Source organism: Streptomyces chrestomyceticus JCM 4735 (assembly GCF_003865135.1).
Taxonomy (GTDB): Bacteria; Actinomycetota; Actinomycetes; order Streptomycetales; family Streptomycetaceae; genus Streptomyces; species Streptomyces chrestomyceticus.
In genome coordinates, this window is sequence record NZ_BHZC01000001.1 from 5,422,278 (window position 1) to 5,441,879 (window position 19,602).

Genomic DNA, 19,602 nt, shown 5'->3' on the forward strand with positions numbered 1-19,602 from the left:
AGTGCAGTCGAGAAAGGGAACGTCTCCGCAATGAAGCACTCCAGAGTTCCGCTCGCCCTCGTCGTCACCGTCATGGTGGCGTCCTCGGCGCTGACCGCTTGTGGCACGTCGGACGACGAGGGCGGTGGCGGCACGGCGAAGCAGCCGCCGAAGACCACCGCGCTGGACATCAACCAGACCGACCCGGCGCGACTGACCCGGGGCGGCACGCTGAACTGGGCGATAGACCAGTTCCCCGTCCAGTTCAACGAGATGGAGACGGACGGCAACCAGGCCGCCACCAACGCCGTCGTCGAGGCCGTGCTGCCGTCGCTGTGGCACTCGCGGCCCAACGGCGAGCAGGTGCCCGACAAGGCGTTCCTGCTGGACGCCGCGAGCCGTACGGAGGGCGGCAAGCAGATCGTCACGTACCACCTGAACCCCAAGGCGAAGTGGTCCGACGGCACACCGATCACCTACCGCGACCTGGAGGCCAACGTCCGGGCGCTGAGCAGCAAGGACCCGGCGTACAAGGTCGTTTCGCCGGCCGGGTACGAGGACGTGTCGTCCGTACGCAGGGGCAAGGACGACCACGAGGCCGTCCTGACCTTCGACAAGCCGTACGCGGACTGGCGCGCCCTGTTCGGGGCGCCCAACAACACCCCGCTCTACCCGGCGAAGTACATGGCCGACGCGAAGAGCTTCACCACCGGCTACCTCAACACCATCCCGGTCACCGCCAACGCGTACAAGCTCGGCGGCATCGACAAGACCGCGCAGACCGTCACCCTGGTGCCGGACCCCGCGTGGTGGGGCGACAAGCCGAAGCTCGACAAGATCGTCTTCCATGCGATGACGACCGAGTCGATGCCCGCCGCCTACGCCAACGGGGAGATCGACTACTTCGACCTGAACGCGAGTGTGGCCGCCTTCAAGCAGGTCTCGGGCGTGAAGTCGGGTGAGATACGCGAGGCCGGCGGCCCCAACTACCGGCACCTGACCTTCAACGGCAAGAGCCCGAAGCTCAGCGACCCCAAGGTGCGCAAGGCGCTGTTCAAGGCCACCGACCGCGAGACGCTCGTGAAGTCCGGCTTGAAGGGCCTCAACTGGGAGGGCAAGCCGCTGGGCAACCACTTCCTCATGCCCAACCAGAAGGGCTACCGGAACAACGCCGGCGACCTCGGCACGTACGACCCGAAGGCCGCCGCCCGGATGCTGGACGAGGCCGGGTGGAAGCTGGACGGCGGCACGGTCCGCAAGAAGGGCGGCGAGGAGCTGAAGCTGCGCTTCGTGATCCCCACCGGCCAGCCCGCCGCGAAGAACGAGGCCACCATACTCACCCAGATGTGGGCCCAGGCCGGGGTCGCACTGGACATCCGGACGGTGCCCGTCAACGAGTTCTTCGACAAGTACGTGACCCCGGGCGACTACGACGTGGCGCCCTACAGCTTCTCCCGTACGCCGTTCGCCGCGACCGGCTCCAGCGGCACCTACGCCCGCGACGGCGGCGGCAACGACTCCAAGACCGGCAGCGCCAAGCTGGACGACCTGCTGGACAAGGCGGGCCGCAGCGCGGACCAGGCCACCGCCCTGGAGACCGTCAACGCGGCCGACGCGGAGGCGTGGCAGGTGGCCGGCGTCCTGCCGACCTACCAGCTCCCCGAGATCACCGCGGCCAAGAAGAATCTGGCCAACCTGGGCGCCCAGGGCATGGCCGACATCGCGTACGAGCGGATCGGCTACACGAAGCAGTAGCCCGTGTGGTCCGCCGCGGCGGGGCGTACGGCCGCCTCACCGCGGCGCGGCACGGTGTCCGGGCCCGTCGCCCCGCCCGGACGCCGTGCCGATGCCGTCCCCGCCGCTTCCGCTCCCGTCGTCACCCAGGTCTTCCTGGTCGTCGTCGCCGGAGTTGATCCGGGCGAGCACCGCGTCCCGCTCCGGCGTGTCCTCCGGTTTGAGGAAGCCGAGCACGACGTACAGGACCAGCGAGGTGGCCACCGGCGCGACGATCTGGATCTGGAGCTGGACACCGGTCAGCCCGTAGTTGGTGAACCAGAACGCGAACAGGCCCGCCGCCCAGGACACCAGCGCCGCCGTCGGCCCGGACCTGCGAAAACGCGGCACCATGCCGAGCAGGAACGGAATGGAGATCGGCCCGACCAGACCGGCCACCCACTTGATCACGACGGTGATGATGTCCTTGAACGTCGGCGAGTTCACCTGGGTGGCGATGGCCATCGACAGCGCCAGGAAGGCGACGGTGGACAGCCGCGCGGCCAGCAGCCCCGCCCGGTGCGACCAGGTACGGGCCCGCGCGCCCAGCTTCGGCAGCGCGGGTGCGATGTCCCGGGTGAAGACGGCGGAGATGGCGTTGGCGTCGGACGAGCACATGGCCATCGTGTGCGAGAAGAACCCGACGATGACCAGACCCAGCAGGCCGTGCGGCAGCAGATGTTCGGTGAGCAGCGCGTACGAGTCGGAGGCGTCCGGTTTCTCGGCCTTCACCAGCAGCGGCGCGACCCACATCGGGAAGAAGAGCACCGCCGGCCACACGAACCACAGGACGGCTGACAGCCGCGCCGAACGCCGCGCCTCGCGCGCGCTGCGGGTGGCCATGTAGCGCTGCGCCTGGTTCCACATGCCGCCGCTGTACTCGAACGTCTTGATGAAGAGGTACGCGAGCAGGAACGTCAGCGTGTACGGGCCGACCGTCGGACGGGCGTGGCTGTCCGGCAGCCGGTCCCACACCGTCCACAGCGCGCTGACACCGCCCAGCTCCGCCAGGACGGTCACCAGCATCGCCACACCCGCCAGCAACTGGATGACGAACTGCCCCAGCTCGGTGAGCGCGTCCGCCCACAGGCCGCCGACGGTGCAGTACACGCCGGTGACGACACCTGTGATCAGGATGCCCTGGTTGAGGGAGAGCCCGGTGAAGACGGACAGGAGGGTCGCTATCGCCGCCCACTTGGCCCCCACGTCCACGATCTTCAGCACCACGCCGGACCAGGCGAGCGCCTGCTGGGTGGGCAGGTTGTAGCGGCTCTTGAGGTACTCCAGCGGCGAGGCGACGTGCAGCCGCGACCGCAGCCGGTTCAGCCGCCCGGCGAACAGACGCGCCCCGATGGCGATCCCCACCGCGATGGGGAAGGACCAGGTGACGTAGGACGTGACGCCGTACTGATAGGCGATGCCCGCGTACCCGGTGAACATCACGGCGCTGTAGCCCGACATGTGGTGCGAGATGCCGGACAGCCACCAGGGCATCCGGCCGCCCGCGGTGAAGAAGTCGCCGACGTCGTCCACGCGCCGGTGGGACCAGACGCCGATCGCGACCATCACGCCGAAGTAGCCGACGAGCACGGCCCAGTCGAGACTGTTCATGCCCCCTCCAGGGGTCCGCCTTGTGAACGGGGAGACACGTCGGCGTACGGTCCGCGAGGCGGGTTCCCCTGCCGGAGCGGGGACTTCGGGGATTGAACCGCTCGTGAGGAGGGGCGGTCAAGAGCACGGGCGGTCAAGGATGTGAACTGCTGTCAGCGCGGCGAACGAACCCGGAGGGCGTCGCCAGGGCCGGTCCGCTAGCGCATGACCTCACCGGCGTTCACCAGCAGCGACTGCCCGGTGATCGCCCGCGCCCGGTCGGACGCCAGGAACACCGCGCTCTCCGCGACATCGGCGTCCGTCGCCATCTCCGGCAGCGCCATCCGGGTGGTGAGCCGGTCCAGCACCTCACGCTCCGGTACGTCCTCGGTGTGCGCCGCATAGCGGACGTACGCCTCGACCTGCGGGCCCCACATCCAGCCCGGCTGCACGGTGTTGACGCGTATCCGGCGCGGCCCCAGCTCGCGCGCGAGCGAGTACATCGCCGAGACCAGCGCGCCCTTGGACGCCGCGTACGCCGCCTGCCGCACCTCGGACGGCGCGGCGACCGACGACTGCGTGCCGATCAGTACGACCGACCCGCCACCGCGCTCCGTCATGGACGACAGGCAGGCGCGCGCCATGCGCAGCGTGCCGAAGAGGTTGATGTCCACGACGCGCTGCCAGGTGTCGAAGTCGGCGTCCGCCAGCCCGCCGAAGTGCGAGTCCAGCGCGGCCACCTGAACGAGCGCGTCGATGCCGCCGAAACGTTCGGCCGCGAGCGCGGCCAGCGCAGCGCACTGCTCCTCGTCCGCGATGTCCGTCACCCGCCAGGCGACGCGCTCGCCCGACGGATCGGCCTGTGCCGCTGTCTCGGCGAGGCGGGACTCCGTACGGGCGCCGAGCACCACCGAAGCGCCGTCCCGTACACACGCCGTCGCCACCTGGTGGCCGAGCCCGGCGCCGACGCCCGAGACGACGACGGTCTTGTCCCGCAGCAGCATGCGCGCCTCCAGCCGGGTGGCATCTGATGGGGCGTCAGGATAGTGGCGCGGGTGACGGATGACTATGGTCGTGGCGCCCGCAGCGTCTTCGCCAGCCGCAGCAGCCCCTCCCGAATCTCCTCCGGCGGATGCGTCACGAAGGACAGCCGCATCGTCCCCGCGTCGGCCGGCCCGGCGTAGAAGGGCGCGCCCGGCACGTACGCCACGTCGTACCGGACCACCTCGGGCAGCAGCGCCGCCGCGTCGTACCCGGCGGGCATCGACGCCCAGACGAACATCCCGCCGTCCGGCCGGTTCCAGCGCGAGCCCTCGGGCAGGGCCTCGCCCAGACCGTCCACCAGCGCGTCGCGCCGGGCGCGGTAGGCGCCGCGCACCCGTTCCAGGTGGGCGTCCAGGTCCGGGCCCGCCAGATAGCGGGCGGCGGCCGCCTGGTCGAGCGTCGAGGTGTGCAGGTCGGCCGCCTGCTTCGCGACGACGCAGGCCCGGCGCAGTACGGCCGGCGCCCGCAGCCAGCCCAGCCGCAGCCCCGGCGCCACGATCTTCGAGAAGGAGCCGAGCAGCGCCGTACGGTCCTCGGCGCCGGGGAACGAACCGAGGTACGGCACCGGATCGCCCTCGAACCGCAGCTCTCCGTACGGGTCGTCCTCCACGATCCACAGCCCGCGACGGGCCGCCACCCGGGCCACCGCGGCCCGCCGCCCCGCCGGCAGCGTCCGGCCCGTCGGATTCTGGAACGTCGGCACGAGGTAGAGCAGCTTCGGCCGCCCGCGCGCCGCGATCTCGTCCAGCGCCTGCGGGTCCAGCCCCTCGTCGTCGGTCGGCACCGGTACCACCCGCGCGCCCGCGAGCGAGAAGACCTGGAGCGCCGCCAGGTAGCACGGGTCCTCGACCAGCACCGTGTCGCCGGGCTCCAGCAGGGCCGTGGCCAGCAGCGACAGTCCCTGCTGCGAACCGGTGGTGATCAACAGGTCGTCCGGCGCGGTGGCGAGGCCGCGGGCACTCACCCGGGCCGCCACGGCCGCGCGCAGGGCCGGGTCGCCCTCGGTCGTCGAGTACTGAAGGGCCTGCCGCGGCGCCTCGTCCAGTACGTGCCGGAAGGCGGCGGAGATGCCGCCGGTGTCGAACAGCTCGCCCGCGGGCAGCCCGCCGGCGAAGGATATGACCTCGGGCCGGGCGGTCAGGGCGAGGATCTCGCGTACCGGGGAGCCGCCCGTCCGCGCCGCACGCGCGGCGAGCTGCGGGGTGGATCGGACGTCTTCCGGCATGGCGTTCTCCCGTCGTCGTACGGCCTGCGCCGCGGGCGCGCGAGGCGGCCCGCCCCTCGATAGGTGCAGGATGCAGGGAGCTTAGGCGGGGGCGTACGGGGTGTGCAGGGGTGCCCGCATGGTGGGCCGGGGGGTGGTGGGAGGGGCGGGCATCTCGCTACCTGATGCCGCGTCAGCTACACCACTGGACATGACCCAGAACCCCGGCACGGACGACGAGCACGCGGAAACGGAATCGGCCGCGGCTGCGGCAACGGCCGCGGACACCCGCAGCGGGACCTACGCCGAACTGGCCGCCGTCGGCCCCTACGGCGTGCGCCCCGGGCACGCGCTGATCACCATGGTCGAGCCGCACCCCGGCCACGAGTACACCTACAACCGCTGGTACGAGGACGACCACTACCTGGCCGGCGCGATGGCGATGCCCTGGATCTTCGCGGGCCGCCGCTGGGTCGCCACCCGTGACCTCCAGCTCCTGCGCTACCCCGCGCGGTCGGCCGTCGCCCGGCCCGTCACCGCCGGTTGCTACCTGTCCACGTACTGGATCACCGAGGGCCGCTACGACGACCATCTGCGGTGGACCGTCGCCATCAACCGGCGGCTGAACGCCGACGGCCGCATCCACCACGACCGCACGCACGTCTTCACGGCCTTCCACGACCACGAGGCCACCGTCTACCGGGACGGCACCCGCGGCCCGCGCGACTTCCACGCCCTGGACCACCCGTACGCCGGACTCGTCCTGGAGGTCATCGACACGGCGGGCACCCCGGGCCGTACCGCGCTGCTGCGGTGGCTGACGGAGGAGCGGCTGCCGCGCCGGCTGGCGGGCTCGCCCGCGGCCATGGTGACGGTCTTCCGGCCCAGGCCGCTGTCGGCCGACCGGATGGCGTACGTGCGGCAGGTGGAGGGCGCGGACACCCGGCTGACGCTGCTGTGGTTCCTCCAGGAGGACCCGCGCGCGTGCTGGGAGCCGTGGTGCACGGGGCTGGACGGGGAGGTCACGGCCTCGGGGCTGGGGCGGGTGGAGCTGGTCGCGCCGTTCGTCCCCACGGTGCCGGGGACGGACCGGTACGTGGACGAGCTGCGCTGAGGGGGGAGGGGCTGGGGAGGGGTCGGGCAGGGCCGAGCCCCCTCGGCCGGGACGGCGATCCAGTCGAGAGGGCTCTGGGGTGGTACGCGACATGCGGTGTACGGCATCAGGCCGTGACCGGCCGGATCGGACCGGGATCAGACCCGGAACAGATCAGGAGGGTCCGGATCAGGTCAGGTCGTACGCGCCTTTGCTCACGTCCCCCACGAAGGAGCTCCACGCGGAGGTGTCGAAGGTCAGGCGCGGGCCGTCGGGGTTCTTGGAGTCACGGACCGCGATGGCGGCGGGCGCCGGCACGGCGACCTCGACGCAAGCGCCATTGCCACCGGAGTACGAGGACTTCGTCCAGGAGAATGCGGAATTGGGCTGAATGGCCATGTTCACTCCGACTCGATCTGAGTTGCACCGCGTTGCCGCGGATTCGGTAGTCCCGACGCTACGCGCCAACATCACCGACGGCAGGAGTAGTTCACCCATCCGTATGGCATATTCCTTGATCTCTTTTGAAGCGGCCGCATCTCGGTGTACGGTGCCGGACTTCTTCCGGAATCCCGGATTCAGCCAACCTGGCATCGTGATCAGGCCATGCTGTCCGCGTGCTTCTTCGCCGCCGCGGCGATGAACTCCCTGCTCTGGTCCGCACTCAGCGCCTGGGCCCGCAGATGTTCGTACATGATCGTGTACTTGTGCACATCGTTGGTCTTCTCCAGGTACAGATCGCTGGTGACGCCCTCGATGTAGACCACGCTCGAATCGGCCGCGTCGTCGAACTCCAGGATCGAGAAGGTGCCCGACATGCCGGCGTGCGCGCCCGCGTCGTACGGCAGCACCTGCACCGTCACATGCGGCAGATTGCTGACCTCCACGAGGTGTTCGAGCTGCTCGCGCATGATCAGGTGACTGCCCACCACCCGCCGCAGCGCGCTCTCGTCCAGGACGACCCACAACCGCAGCGGACTGTCGGGGTGATTGACCCGGTCCTGGCGGCGCATCCGCACTTGAATGCGTTTCTCAAGCTGCTCCTGCGTCAGCTCGGGGACCGTGCCGGGAATGACGGCCTCGGCATAGCCGGACGTCTGCAGCAGGCCCGGTACGAGCAGCGACTCGTACACCCGCAGCGAGGCCGCCTCGGTCTCCAGCCCGATGTAGACGCTGTACGGGATGTCGCCGAACGCGTGCCACCAGCCCTGCTGGCGGGAGTCCTTGGCCATCTGCATCAGCGAATCCACGACCCGGTGGTCGTCGACCTCGTAGACCCCGCACAGGTCCCGGACGTCCCGCTGGCTGATGCTGCGGCGGCCGTTCTCCAGTCGGCTGATCTTCGACTGGGACACGAGCAGGCGCTCGGCGACCTCTTCGGCCGTCATGCCCTTCAGCTCGCGGAGCCTGCGCAGCTCCTGGCCCAGCCGGCGCCGCCGGACGGTGGGATTGATGTTGGACGCCACGGGACGTGCACCTCCGGCTCCGTACTGCTGATTTCTCCTGCTCAGCAGATTGCCATCCCAGGTCCGCGCGGCGCAGTGGAATGGACACACAAGGCGAGCGGACGTGCGCGCGGGGTGGCGGCCCGGCCGTCGTCCGGAACGGCCGGTCCGCCACCCCGCGCTTGCTGCGGCTCCCGAACGGGACTGTGGGGACGGTGGTGCTGGTTCTGCTGATCGCGCTCGTGCTCGTTCCGCTGGTCGTACTCGTCGCACGGGTCCTGCTCGTTGTACGGGTCCTGCTGTTTCTGCCGGTCCTGCTGTTTCTGCTGAGGTGTGGGTGGTGCTTGGTGCTGGTGCTTGGTGCGCCTGACACGCACCGAGCGTGGGTGCCGCGTGGTGTGTCCGCGCTCCGCGCGACGTGCCGTCACCGCCGCGGTACCGGGCTCGTCGTCCGTGCTCGCCGACGCGGGACGTCAGCGTGCGCCGACGCGGGCCATGGACCCGTGCCGCGGCTGTACCGGTACGCCCGCCGGCTCGGCCGCCACGCGGGTCGCGGGCTGCCTGCCCGCACCCGGCCCGGACGCCGCTCCCGACACCGTCACCGGTGCGCGCCTCGGCTGTGCCGCGACGCCGTTCTGCACATCCATGACGGCATGTGCGACCAGCCCGCCCATCGGGTCGTGCCGGATCAGGTCCCGGAGGCGGGAGCGCGAGGAGCGCCCCTCGTTCCCGGGATACAGGTGCTTGCCGAGACCGACCGCGTGGGCCAGTGCGGCGAGCGCCGCGGTCCGCGGGTCCGGCGGTACGCCGGTGCGGATCGCGTTGTCCAGCCGGTTCTTGATCTCCCGGCTGATGGCCGTGTCCGTCGCCTGGTAGCGAGTCGTCGGCAGCACCCCGCACATCTGGCCCGCCACGGCATGCACCATGCCGCACCGCTCCAGATGCGTGAGATACGTCTGGCGCAGCCCCAGCCGGGGCCCGCCGATCCAGTGGACGGCGCGCACCGGGCTGCCGCGTCGGCGCAGCAGTTCGAGCGCGGAGTCCAGAGTCGGATCTCCGGTCGGCCGTGGCAGCACCACGGCGATACGATCCCCGTCAGGGGCTATCCGTCCGGCCAGAGCCAGCTCTACTAGCTGGGCCCCGGCCAGACCGAGGTCGAGCGACTGCGGCTGCGCTGTGGTTCCCGTTGCCGGGTCCAAAGCGAGCAGCAGAAGCTCCTCCGGAATTGTTCTGCGGCTCCTGCCCATCCATGCCTCCCCGCGTGGATGAATGACAGGGTGACCCCTCTCACATTCATCTGTCGAGAGTGCCTGGGGGGTTAGGCAGGGAACCTGTAGGTATGTCGTTCTCGTCTAGCTCCTTGGCGACGCCTTCTGTGGGGCGGGGCGCCCAGCGTTTCGCGTGGCGGTGCGGACGTGCCTCGCGGACACAGGACACTTGGGAACACTGGGCCAGACAGAGCGCGACGTGTCGCGGACGTGTGAAGGAGACATAGGTGGCGGGCGAGTCCCCCGGCAAGCCGGAGCAGAAGCAGTCGTCGGGGGAGACGGCGGGGAGCGAACGCGATCCGCGACTCGCAGTCTTCCGTGAAACACCGGCCGGTGAGGCGAAAGCCGACGAGGCGGGTAAGGCTGACAAGTCCGGTACGGCCGGTAAGGCCGACAACGGCGACAAGGCGGCCGGTGCCCAGGGCGAGGGCCGGGACGAACGGCTGCGGGAAGCGGTTGCCGCGTGGGTGGCGACCAAGGACGACGACGGTGCCGAGGGCGGGTCCGGCGAGGAAACCGGGACCGGCACGGACGCCGAGAAGGAAACACGTGCGAAGGCTGAGGCGGGGGATGCTCCGGTGACGAAGGCGTCGGCTGATGCCGGAGTCGGTGCCGGTGCTGGTGACGGTGAGGCCGCTGGTTCCGGTGCTGCGGCCGAGGGCGCGGCGAAGGAATCGGCGGACAAGTCGGTGAAGGCGCCGGCGAAGGAGCCGGCGAAGGGGAAGGGAACGGCCGGGGAGCCGGCCGAGGGCACCGCTGCGGACGCCTCCAAGGACGCCCCTAAGGGCGCCTCCAAGGACGCCGGGAAGGCTGCTCCCGCGGGCGACGCCAAGGAGGCCGGGGCGAAGGCCGCCGCCGAGGGTTCCGCGGCCGGGAGCGCCGCGAAGGGCTCGGCGGGCAAGGGCTCGGGCGCGAAGGGTTCCGCCGTCAAGGAGAAGGGCGCTTCGGGTGCCGCCTCCGAAGGCGCGTCGGCGTCCGTGGACCAGCCGACGGCGATCTTCAAGGCGCCGAGCCTCGCGGAGGACGGTGAAGCGTCCGCCGACGAGGCCACGCGAGTGTTCTCGATCGCAAAGCAGAAGGGTTCGGGCGACGCCGATCCGGCGAAGGCCGACACCGGGAGCGGCGCCGGGGACAGCGCGAAGGGCGGTGCGAAGAACGGCGCGAAGGGCGGAAAGCCCGACGCCGAGGCCGCCGCCCCGAAGTCGGAGAAGTCCGCCGAAGGGGCCGCTGAGAAGTCCGTCGAAAAGGGCGACCGAAAGGCCGCCGAAAAGCCCACCGGGAAGCCTGCCGAAAAGGCCACCGGAAAGTCCGGCGCCAAGACGGATCCCGCATCCGACGCCAAGGCCGGCACCAAGTCCGAGGGCAAGCCCGAGGGCAAGCCCGACACCGGTTCCGCCTCCCCGGTCGACCAGCCGACCACCGCGATCAAGGCCGTCCGGCCCCCCGGCGCCGCGGAGTCGGACGGCGAGCGGACCAGCCAGTTCGTGGCGCTGAAGTCCACCGACCCGCAGCCGATCAAGTCGCCGCGCCCGGTCGGGGGCGACAAGTCCGGCAAGGCGGGCAAGGGCGGGAAGCAGGCGGCCAAGGACGCCGCGAAGGCCGACGACAAGCCGGGCGCGAAGCCGGCTGCCGAGCCGGACGTCGCCCCGGGCACGAAGTGGGGCGCGAAGGCTGCCGCCACTTCCGGCGCCGCCACCGGTACGCAGCCGGAGGCCAAGTCCGGCGCCGCCGAGGCATCCGCCACCGCGGCCCCGGCCGGTACGGCGGCGAAGTCCGGTGCCACCGCGCTGCCCGACTCCGAGCAGACCAGGCAGCAGCCGCTGCCCCCGCTGGACCTGCTGGCGCAACTGACCAACACCCCGCCGCCGCCCGAGACTCCGATGCGGACGATCGCCCGGCGGTTCAAGATCTGGACGCCGCTGGTCCTTCTGCTGCTGGTGGTCTTCGTGGTCGTGCAGCAGGTGCGGCCGCTGCCGAGCCCGTCGCTGGCGCTGAACGGGAAGACCTCGTTCACGTTCGAGGGCGGCTCGTTCCAGATGCCGTGGCCGAAGGAGGGCCAGGCCGCGGCGAAGGTCGTGGGCGCGGGCAGCCTGGGCACGTACGGCGAGGAGAAGCCGGTGCCGACGGCGAGCGTCGCCAAGATCATGACCGCGTACGTGATCCTGAAGAACCACCCTCTCAAGGTCAAGGAAGAGGGCCCGAAGATCACGATCGACGCGAAGGCGGTCCGGGAGGGCAACGCCCCGGGCGAGTCGACGATCCCGGGGCTCAAGGAGGGACAGCAGTACAGCGAGGCGAAGATGCTTCAGATGCTGATGATCCACTCGGCCAACAACATCGCCCGCGCGCTGGCCCGCTGGGACGCCGGTTCGGAGCAGGAGTTCGCCAAGAAGATGAACGCCGCGGCCCAGGACCTCGGCATGAAGAACACCACGTACACCGACCCCAGCGGCCTGACCAAGACCACCGTCAGCACCGCCGTCGACCAGCTCAAGCTGGCCGAGGAGGTCATGAAGCTGGACGCGTTCCGGCCGATCGTCGCGATGCCCGACGCCAAGGACGGGCTGCCCACGCGGATCTTCAACGCCAACGACCTGATCGCGCGGTACCCCGAGCTGAGCGTCAAGGGCATCAAGACCGGCTCCAGCACGGCGGCCGGCGGTGCGCTGGTGTGGGCGTCCTACAAGGGCGTGGGCGGCAAGGACCAGCTCATCCTCGGCGTGACGATGGGACAGCACGCCAAGGGCCCGGACCCCAACGGAACCAGCAGCCTCGCGCTGGTCCTGGAGCGCAGCAGGCCCATGATCGAAGCCGTCCGCAACGCCCTGACCTCCGCCACCACGGTGAAGAAGGGCCAGGTCGTCGGCTATGTGGACGACGGTGTGGGCGGCGAGACGCCCGTCGTCGCGACGAAGGACCTGCAGGCGATCGGCGTCCCCGGCCAGAAGATCGACTTCAAGATCGGCGCCGCCGCCGGCAAGTCCGTCCCGCACGAGGCGAAGGCCGGCACGGTGGTCGGCGAGCTGACCGTCGGCACCGGCTCCACTGCGGCGAAGGTGCCGGTGGCCCTGCAGAAGGACCTCGCCGAGCCGTCCTTCGGCGCCAAGCTGAAGCGCATCGCCTGATCACTTGACCCGTTCCGTCGAGGCCCCGGCAAGCAGACGCTTGCCGGGGCCTCGGTCATGCCCGGCGCGCAGTCGCCGCTCACCGGCGGGCCCCGGCCTGCTGCTGGGCGGCGGCTGTCGTACGGTCTAAGCGTCACAGCCCCAGTCCCCGCCCCCTGGCCCAGTCCCTTTCCCGCCCTCGGAGCCCGCCATCGACATAGCGCAGACCGCCTACGCGTCCCCGCGCGCGCCCGGAGCATCTGGGCGTCGCGGGGGGCCGTCGCGCTGTTCCCGGCCGCGCTGATGCTCGTCCTGGGGCTGTGGGGCATCCGCCGCCAGGACAGCATGTGGCGGGACGAGGCGGTCACGTACGACATGGCGCACCGCACCCTGGCGGAGCTGTGGCCGACCCTCCAGACCGTGGACGCGGTGCACGGTCTCTACTACGTGCTCATGCGCGGATGGTTCCTCGTCTTCGACGGGGGTGTGGTGGCCCTGCGACTGCCGTCGGTGGTGGCGATGGCGGCAGCCGCCGCCGGGGTCACGCTGCTGGGCAGGCAACTGGCGGGCCGGCGGGCGGGGCTCTTCGCGGGCCTTGTCTTCGTACTGCTGCCGATGGTGCAGCAGTACGCGCAGGAGGGCCGCTCCTACGCGTTGGTGTGCGCGCTGGTCGTGTGGTCCACCTACCTGCTGGCGCGGGTCACCGCCCGGCCCGGCAAGCGCCTGTGGGCGGGGTACGCGGCACTGTCGCTGGCGGCCTGCCTGATGCATGAGTTCGCCGTACTGGTCCTGCCCGCGCACGGCGCCGCCGTCGCCCTGTCCGGGCTGCCGCGCGCGGTGCGCAGGGCCTGGTGTGTGGCGGCGGCCGCGGTGGTCGTCGGCCTGGTGCCGCTGGCCCTGTTCAGCATGGGGCAGTCGGAACAGCTCAGTTGGCTCCAGTGGCCCAACCCCGTCCAGTTGGGCACCTTCATCGCCCTGGTGCTGGGCGGCCTGCTCTGCTCGCGCGCGCCGGTCGCCCGCGCGGGCCGGCAGCAACTGCGGCTGCGGCCGGTCGCGTTTCCCCTGCTGGTCCTGCCCACGGCGCTGCTGGTGCTGCTCTCCCAGCTCAAGCCGATGTACGTGGACCGTTACGTCCTGTACTACGTGGCCGGGTTCGCCCTCCTGGCGGGAGCGGCGCTCGACTGGGTACTGCGCCCGCCCGGCCGCCGCGGCCAGACCCGGCGCAGGGTGCTGTACCGGTCGGCGGCGCTCGTGGTGGTCCTGGCGCTGCTCGTCCCCGTCAACGTCTTCCTGCGCAGCCCGCAGAGCCGCACCGACGACGCGATCGCGGTCACCCAGGCCGTACGGGAGCTGTCATCGCCCGGCGACGGCCTGCTGTTCCTGCCCGCCCGGCGCCGGGTGTGGGCGGCGGCCGCGCCGCACGAGTTCCACCGCCTGCGGGACCTCGCGCTCGACGAGAGCCCGGTGGCCTCCCACACGCTGTACGGCACCGAACTGTCCGGCGACCGCATCCACGCGCACATGACGCGGGCCCGCCGTATCGTCGCGGTCGGCGACGCGAAGGGACAGCCGCTCGACCGGACCGACCAGGAGATCGCCAAGCGGACCACCTTGAAGGCCGCGTTCCAGGTCTGCGCGACGAGGGACGTGAAGGGCGCGAGCATCACGCTGTACGCCCGTCCGGGCTACTGCTGAGAGGCGAGGTCCGCGCTCCGGCTAGAGCAGCCCCGCCGCCTCCGCGTCCAGTCCCAGCAGGTCACGCAGGGCCTCCGCCCCTGCAGGCGTCAGCCGTACGGCCCGGCCGCTGCCGACGCGCCGTACCCACGCCCGTTCCAGCAGCCCCGCGCAGAGCCGGGCGCCCGCCACACCTGCCAGGTGCTGCCGCCGCTCGGTCCAGTCCAGGCAGCCGCGGGCCGTCGGGCGGCGGCCCGCGCGGAGCGTGGCGGTGTCGGTGGCGAGGGCCTCGGCGAACCAGGTACGGCCCGCAGCGGTGAGCGCGAAGCCGCCGTCCTGGTCGATCAGGCCGCGCCCGGTCATCGCGTCCGTGACGGCCACGCCCAGCCGCCCGGCCAGGTGGTCGTAGCAGGTACGCCCGCGGGCCAGCGCGGCCGACGCGTTGGCGGCGCGCAGTCCGCGCGGCCGCTCGGCGGGCGGATCGAGGTGCGCGGTCAGCCCCTCGATCAGCTCGGCGACGCGGGGGCTCGCGAGCTGCACGTACCGGTGCCGGCCCTGGCGGTGCTCCACCAGCAGCCCGCCCTCGGTCAGCCGCGTCAGATGCTCGCTCGCACTGGACGGCGCGACCCGCGCGTACGCGGCCAGCTCACCCGCCGTCCACGCCCGCCCGTCCAGCAGGGCCAGGCAGAACGCGGCCCGGGTCCGGTCGGCGAGCAGGCCCGCGAGCCGCGCGAGCCCGATGCTCTGCGCCGGTGCCGCGTCCGGCGGCGGTACCTGTGTGGTCATGGGTCCATTGTGCGCGGGCACGTTTCGGCCGGGCCCGAAACGATGCGGTTCTACGGTCCTGGCATGCGGACCTTGGATCTGGACGACGTGGACGACATGGAAGACGGCGTACGCGAGGGGGCCGGGCCTGACCTGCTCACGGACCCGGGCTGGAGGGTGCCGCCGGTGCCGGAGGACGTACCCGAGGGCACGATGGCCTGGCTGCGGGCGCGGGTGGCCCGCTTCAGCAGCGGGGAGGCGCATGCGCGGCGGCGGGCGCTGGCGATCGGTGCACTCGGTGCGCTCGGTGTGTCTGACGGGCCGGACGTGAATGCCGAGGCGCTGCGCGATGCGGCCCGCGTTCGGACGCAGGAGCTGCTGAGCGCCCCCGGCACGGTCGAGGTGATGGCGCGAGTGGCCCGCGTCGTGCCCGCCGAGGTACTCGCCGCGTCGCTCGGTCTGCCGGTCACGGCCGACACGGCCGGGCTGGTGGGAGACGTGGCCAGCGCGTACCACGCGCACGGCGAGACCATCCCGGCTGCGGACCGCGCCCTCACTCGGCTCGTGGCGGACTGCGGCGGTACGTGGGACGAGGCCACGGCGGCCCGCATCGGCCTGCTGGTGCAGGCGTACGACGCCACGGCGGGGCTGATCGGGAACGCGGCGTACCTGGCGCTGACAGGAGCGGAAGCAGGAGCGGGGACGGGAACGGGCCACGCGCCGGAGCCCCCACCCGAACCCTCCGCCGACCTCGTCACGGACCGGCTCGATCAGACCCTGCGCACCGACCCGCCCGTACGGGGCACCCTCCGAGCCCCCGTCGACGGAGGCGACCCGGTACGCGTCGGCCTGGTCACCTCCGACGGATCGCTGGCCTTCGGCGCCGGGGCGCACGCCTGTCCTGGCCAGGCCCATGCCCGAGCCGTCGCGGCCGGAGTGCTGGACGCGTTGCTCGCGCGCGGCTGCCGCCTCGTCCGCCCGGACCTCGCGTACGAGCCGTCCGTGAACCTGCGGGTGCCGGCGGCACTGGAGGTGGTGTGCGGATGAGCGCGGTGAACACCGGCACGGACACGACTGCGGACACGACCACGGACTCGGAGACGCAAGTGCCCCAACCCGACCGCACGCACCTGACCAGCACCTTCCACGCCCTGCACCACGCCGCCGACGAGCCACTGCTGCTCCCCAACGCCTGGGACGCCGCCTCCGCCACCGCCCTCGCCGCCGTCGGCTTCGCCGCGATCGGCACCACGAGCCTGGGCGTCGCGGCAGCGCTGGGCGAACCCGACGGGCAGGGCTCGGCCCGCGTACGGGACGCCACGGTCGCCCTCGCGCGACGGCTCGGCAGCCGTCTGACCTGCCCGTACACGGTCGACATCGAAGGCGGCTTCGGTGGCGGGCCGGAGGAAGTGGGCGCGCTGGCGGCGGAGTTGGCGGAGGCGGGTGCGTCCGGCGTCAACTTGGAGGACGGGCTGCCGGGCCGTACGGGGGACGGCCCGCTGGTCGCGGCCGCGCGGCAGGCGGAGCTGATCCGCGCGGTCAAGGAGAGTGCGCCGGGCCTCTACGTCAACGCCCGGATCGACACGCACTGGCTCGTGGACGACGCCGCGACGCGGCCGCTGGACGAGACGCTGGCCCGCGCCGAAACGTATCTGGCGGCCGGGGCGGACGGCATCTTCGTGCCCGGCGTCGCGGACGAACGGGTCATCCGCACGCTCGTCGCGGGCATCCCGGCGCCGCTGAACGTCCTGTACACACCAGGCCCGGACGGCGGCCGGGGCCGCCTCGCCCGCCTTGCCGAGCTGGGCGTACGGCGCGTCAGTACCGGTTCGCTGCTGTTCCGTTCGGCGCTGCACGCGGCGGTGACGCTCGCGGAGTCCGTACGGGCGGACGGGGTGGACGGTGGGGGCGGGCCAGGGGGCCTCGCCGGTGTGCCCGGTTACGGGGAGGTGCAGCGGCTGGCGGAGTGACGGGCCGAAAGGGGCGGGGCGAGGCTGCGGGCGGGCGGCCTCGGCTCAGACCTGCTGTGCCTGGCGGCGCCGGTGCATCGCGACACCCACACCCGCCGCGCCGAGTACACCGGCCGCGCCCGCGAGCCCGCCCGCGGGCAGCTCGCCGATCCGCTCGGCGACCCCGGCGAGGCCGTTCTCGGGCAGGAGGGCGGACAGGCGGCCCGTCGCGTGCTGCTGCGTGGTGGCGGCAGTGGCGTCGGTGGCGGCGAACGCGCCGCTCACCGGGAGGAGCAGTGCGGCCGCGACACCGGTCGCGACGGCGGCGGTACGGATCACGGAGCGGCGCTTTGCCCGCATGGAACTACTCCTCGTCGTGGCGGCCCTGACCGGACTGCCGTAGGTCTGCTGTCTGACGCTGTCTGCTGGTTCGAAGATGAATGTACGAGGCGTGTTTCACGGCGATCCGTAGGTTGTGTAACAGCCTTGACCCTCTCTGCGGGCAGTGGTGTCACGGCGTGGGCGCAGGTAACCGTACGCGCGCCGCCACTATGGGTAACTTTGTCTCGTTACGTACATCTGTGTCCGTGCCCGGAAGGTCACGGGGACGCGTCGGACGGGAAGGCGGTGGGCCGTGCGGCGCCGGAAGCTCACGGCGGTGGCACTGACCGTGCTGCCGCTGCCGCTCGCCCTGGCGGCGGGCTGCGCACCCGTCGCCGGTCTGCACGACGACGGCCGCGCGCGGGACGTCAAAGCCCCGCTCGCCCTGTGGGCGGACCGTACGCCCGCGCCACGCGTCCGCGACGAGGACCCCGGCGACCAGCGCGCCGTACCGGGCATCGCCCGCGTCCCCTCCGGCAGCATGAAGGACACCGACCCGGCGGCCGTCGTCCGTGCGGACATCGCGGCCGACGGGGACCGGCCGCCCGCCCCCGGCGCCGTACGCAGTCCGGTCCTCCACGACCTCACCGACGACGGAAAACCGGACCTGATCAGCGCCGTCGACCTGGACGCGCGCACCAGCCTGCTGCGCGTCTACAGCGTCCGCGACCAGGTCGTGACGCGCGTCCTGGCGATGCGCGCCGTCCTCGCGGGCGTCGAACTGGCCGCGGGCCACCTCGCCGTACGCGAGCCCACCAAGGACCCGCGCTACGTCAGCGTCACCGACTACGTGTGGGACGGCCGGCGGATGGGCCTGTGGGACCTCACCCTGGACGAGTACCGGACCCCGCAGAACCCGCTGCCCACGGCCCCGTCGAACACCCCGTCCCCGGGGGCTCCCGCATGACCCGCCCGGCACGTCCGACCCGCCCGGCACGCCCGGCGCGTCCGACCCGCCTGCCGCGCTTGGCGCTCTCCCTCCGCTGGAAGATCGCGCTCACCGTCACGGCGGTGTGCTGCGCGGTCGCCGCCGTGCTGGGCGTACTGGTCCACAACGCCGTCGCCCGCCAAACCGTCGGCCAGGTACGGAAGGAGACCCTCGCCGACCTCGACGACGCGCTGGACCTGTACGAGTACGGCACCTCCCGCGAGGGCCTCAACTCCGTACTCGACCCGGCGGAACTGCCCGCCCAGCTCCGTACGTTGGTGCACCACGACAGGCGCGGCAGCATGGTAGGCACCTACCACGGGCAGCGCGTGATGTGGACGGCGGCGCCGGCCGGCGACCAGGTGATGGCGGTCTGGTCCCCGTACGAGAACACCCGCCGCTCCCTGGAGAACCTCGACACGGCCATCTTCGGCTCCGCCGTCCTCGCCGCCACCGCCGTCGCCCTCGCCGGACTGTTCCTCGCGCACCGCATCAGCCGCCGGCTGAGCACCACGGCGGCCGTCGCGCGCCGCATCACCGCGGGGGACCTGGACGCGCGGGTCGGCACCGAGGGGGAGGGGCGGCGGGGCCGGCCGGGAGCGCAGGACGAGGTGGCGGCGGTGGCAGCGGCGCTGGACTCGGTGGCCGGTTCCCTCCAGGCCCGCCTCCAGGCCGAACAGCGCTTCACCGCCGACGTGGCCCACGAACTGCGCACCCCGCTGACCGGCATCCTCGCCTCGGCCGAACTGCTGCCCGAGGGCCGCCCCAAGGAGATGATGAACGACCGGCTGCGGGCGCTGCACCGGCTCACCGAGGACCTGCTGGAGATCTCCCGCCTCGACTCCGGCGCCGAACGCCCCGACCTGGCCGCGTACGAACTGGGCGCACTGGTGCGCGGTGCGGTGCGGGGCACGGGCCTCGACACCGAGGTGCGCGTCGTGCGGGACGCGGTCGTACGGACGGACCGGCGCCGCCTGGACCGCATCCTGTGCAACCTGGTCCTGAACGCGCACCGGCACGGGGAGCCGCCGGTGGTGGTGACCGTGGACGTACCGGGTGGGGGTGGGGGCGGGGCGTACGGGGAAGAGCCGCACGTCAAGCCATCACAGGACAGGCCACCGCACGACGAAGCCCCCGAAGAGGACCGCCCCCGACCCCCGTCGTGGAAGTACGCGACCACGGCCCCGGCTTCCCGGACGAGTTGCTGCACCACGGCCCGCAGCGCTTCCGTACCGACGCGCCGGGCCGCGGCAAGGGCCACGGCCTCGGCCTGACCATCGCCGTCGGCCAGGCGTCCGTCCTGGGCATCGAACTGCACTTCACCAACGCACCGGACGGCGGCGCCCGAGCCGTCCTCCGCCTTACCCCGCCTCCGCCCCACACCCGCCGGAGTTCCGCCCCCGGC

At 72.1% G+C, this 19,602-nt stretch carries 15 protein-coding genes and 1 pseudogene; 8 read left to right on the plus strand and 8 right to left on the minus strand.

What is annotated here, in order from left to right; all coding sequences use genetic code 11:
* Positions 1-30 precede the first annotated feature (30 nt).
* Positions 31-1,734, plus strand: a complete 1,704-nt coding sequence (locus EJG53_RS23520) for an ABC transporter family substrate-binding protein (protein WP_125046432.1) — start codon at positions 31-33, stop codon at positions 1,732-1,734.
* A gap of 36 nt (positions 1,735-1,770) precedes the next feature.
* Here the strand turns inward: EJG53_RS23520 and EJG53_RS23525 are convergent, their stop codons facing one another.
* From EJG53_RS23525 to EJG53_RS23535, 3 genes are all read right to left on the minus strand, one after another.
* On the minus strand, positions 1,771-3,363 hold the full coding sequence (locus EJG53_RS23525; protein WP_125046433.1) for a sodium:solute symporter family protein: 1,593 nt from the start codon (positions 3,361-3,363) through the stop codon (positions 1,771-1,773).
* A 197-nt stretch (positions 3,364-3,560) separates the two neighbouring features.
* Positions 3,561-4,346, minus strand: coding sequence for an SDR family oxidoreductase (locus tag EJG53_RS23530; RefSeq protein ID WP_125046434.1), 786 nt, complete (start codon positions 4,344-4,346; stop codon positions 3,561-3,563).
* Positions 4,347-4,408: 62 nt separating this feature from the next.
* Entirely contained in the window at positions 4,409-5,611 is a 1,203-nt protein-coding gene (locus EJG53_RS23535) for an aminotransferase-like domain-containing protein (protein WP_125046435.1), read from the minus strand.
* Positions 5,612-5,801: 190 nt separating this feature from the next.
* On the opposite strand from EJG53_RS23535, the gene EJG53_RS23540 reads away from it, so the two are divergent.
* On the plus strand, positions 5,802-6,704 hold the full coding sequence (locus EJG53_RS23540; RefSeq protein WP_244955289.1) for a hypothetical protein: 903 nt from the start codon (positions 5,802-5,804) through the stop codon (positions 6,702-6,704).
* Positions 6,705-6,872: 168 nt separating this feature from the next.
* Here the strand turns inward: EJG53_RS23540 and EJG53_RS23545 are convergent, their stop codons facing one another.
* The 3 genes from EJG53_RS23545 to EJG53_RS23555 form a co-directional block, all read right to left on the minus strand.
* Positions 6,873-7,082, minus strand: a complete 210-nt coding sequence (locus EJG53_RS23545; RefSeq protein WP_031012371.1) for a DUF397 domain-containing protein — start codon at positions 7,080-7,082, stop codon at positions 6,873-6,875.
* A gap of 200 nt (positions 7,083-7,282) precedes the next feature.
* Positions 7,283-8,149 (minus strand): helix-turn-helix domain-containing protein, encoded by an 867-nt coding sequence (locus EJG53_RS23550; protein ID WP_031012369.1) that lies wholly within the window; start codon positions 8,147-8,149, stop codon positions 7,283-7,285.
* Positions 8,150-8,601: 452 nt separating this feature from the next.
* Positions 8,602-9,375, minus strand: a complete 774-nt coding sequence (locus EJG53_RS23555; protein WP_031012367.1) for a GOLPH3/VPS74 family protein — start codon at positions 9,373-9,375, stop codon at positions 8,602-8,604.
* A gap of 248 nt (positions 9,376-9,623) precedes the next feature.
* Here EJG53_RS23555 and EJG53_RS23560 point away from each other — a divergent pair, with 248 nt between their 5' ends.
* Together EJG53_RS23560 and EJG53_RS23565 are read left to right on the plus strand one after the other, a co-directional pair.
* Positions 9,624-12,521, plus strand: coding sequence for a serine hydrolase (locus EJG53_RS23560; protein ID WP_125046436.1), 2,898 nt, complete (start codon positions 9,624-9,626; stop codon positions 12,519-12,521).
* A 282-nt stretch (positions 12,522-12,803) separates the two neighbouring features.
* Positions 12,804-14,195: a glycosyltransferase family 39 protein gene (locus EJG53_RS23565; RefSeq protein WP_154806395.1), complete on the plus strand. Its 1,392-nt coding sequence runs from the start codon at positions 12,804-12,806 to the stop codon at positions 14,193-14,195.
* A gap of 21 nt (positions 14,196-14,216) precedes the next feature.
* On the opposite strand, the gene EJG53_RS23570 is transcribed toward EJG53_RS23565, so the two are convergent.
* On the minus strand, positions 14,217-14,960 hold the full coding sequence (locus EJG53_RS23570; protein ID WP_125046437.1) for an ArsR/SmtB family transcription factor: 744 nt from the start codon (positions 14,958-14,960) through the stop codon (positions 14,217-14,219).
* A gap of 63 nt (positions 14,961-15,023) precedes the next feature.
* On the opposite strand from EJG53_RS23570, the gene EJG53_RS23575 reads away from it, so the two are divergent.
* Both EJG53_RS23575 and EJG53_RS23580 read left to right on the plus strand, forming a co-directional pair.
* Positions 15,024-15,986 carry a cytochrome P450 gene (locus EJG53_RS23575; RefSeq protein ID WP_218041927.1) on the plus strand — a complete coding sequence of 321 codons (963 nt, stop codon included), beginning with the start codon at positions 15,024-15,026 and terminating at the stop codon, positions 15,984-15,986.
* On the plus strand, positions 15,983-16,909 hold the full coding sequence (locus tag EJG53_RS23580; RefSeq protein WP_125046438.1) for an isocitrate lyase/PEP mutase family protein: 927 nt from the start codon (positions 15,983-15,985) through the stop codon (positions 16,907-16,909). Before EJG53_RS23575 ends, EJG53_RS23580 begins: the two co-directional genes overlap by 4 nt.
* Positions 16,910-16,954: 45 nt before the next feature.
* On the opposite strand, the gene EJG53_RS23585 is transcribed toward EJG53_RS23580, so the two are convergent.
* Complete coding sequence (locus EJG53_RS23585) at positions 16,955-17,248, minus strand: hypothetical protein (RefSeq protein ID WP_125046439.1); 294 nt, start codon at positions 17,246-17,248, stop codon at positions 16,955-16,957.
* A gap of 298 nt (positions 17,249-17,546) precedes the next feature.
* On the opposite strand from EJG53_RS23585, the gene EJG53_RS23590 reads away from it, so the two are divergent.
* Together EJG53_RS23590 and EJG53_RS23595 are read left to right on the plus strand one after the other, a co-directional pair.
* Entirely contained in the window at positions 17,547-18,176 is a 630-nt protein-coding gene (locus tag EJG53_RS23590; protein WP_244955290.1) for a hypothetical protein, read from the plus strand.
* A pseudogene (locus tag EJG53_RS23595) lies at positions 18,173-19,569 on the plus strand (sensor histidine kinase); the annotation flags it as partial. The gene EJG53_RS23590 and the pseudogene EJG53_RS23595, both read left to right, overlap by 4 nt.
* Between the last annotated feature and the right edge of the window lie 33 nt (positions 19,570-19,602).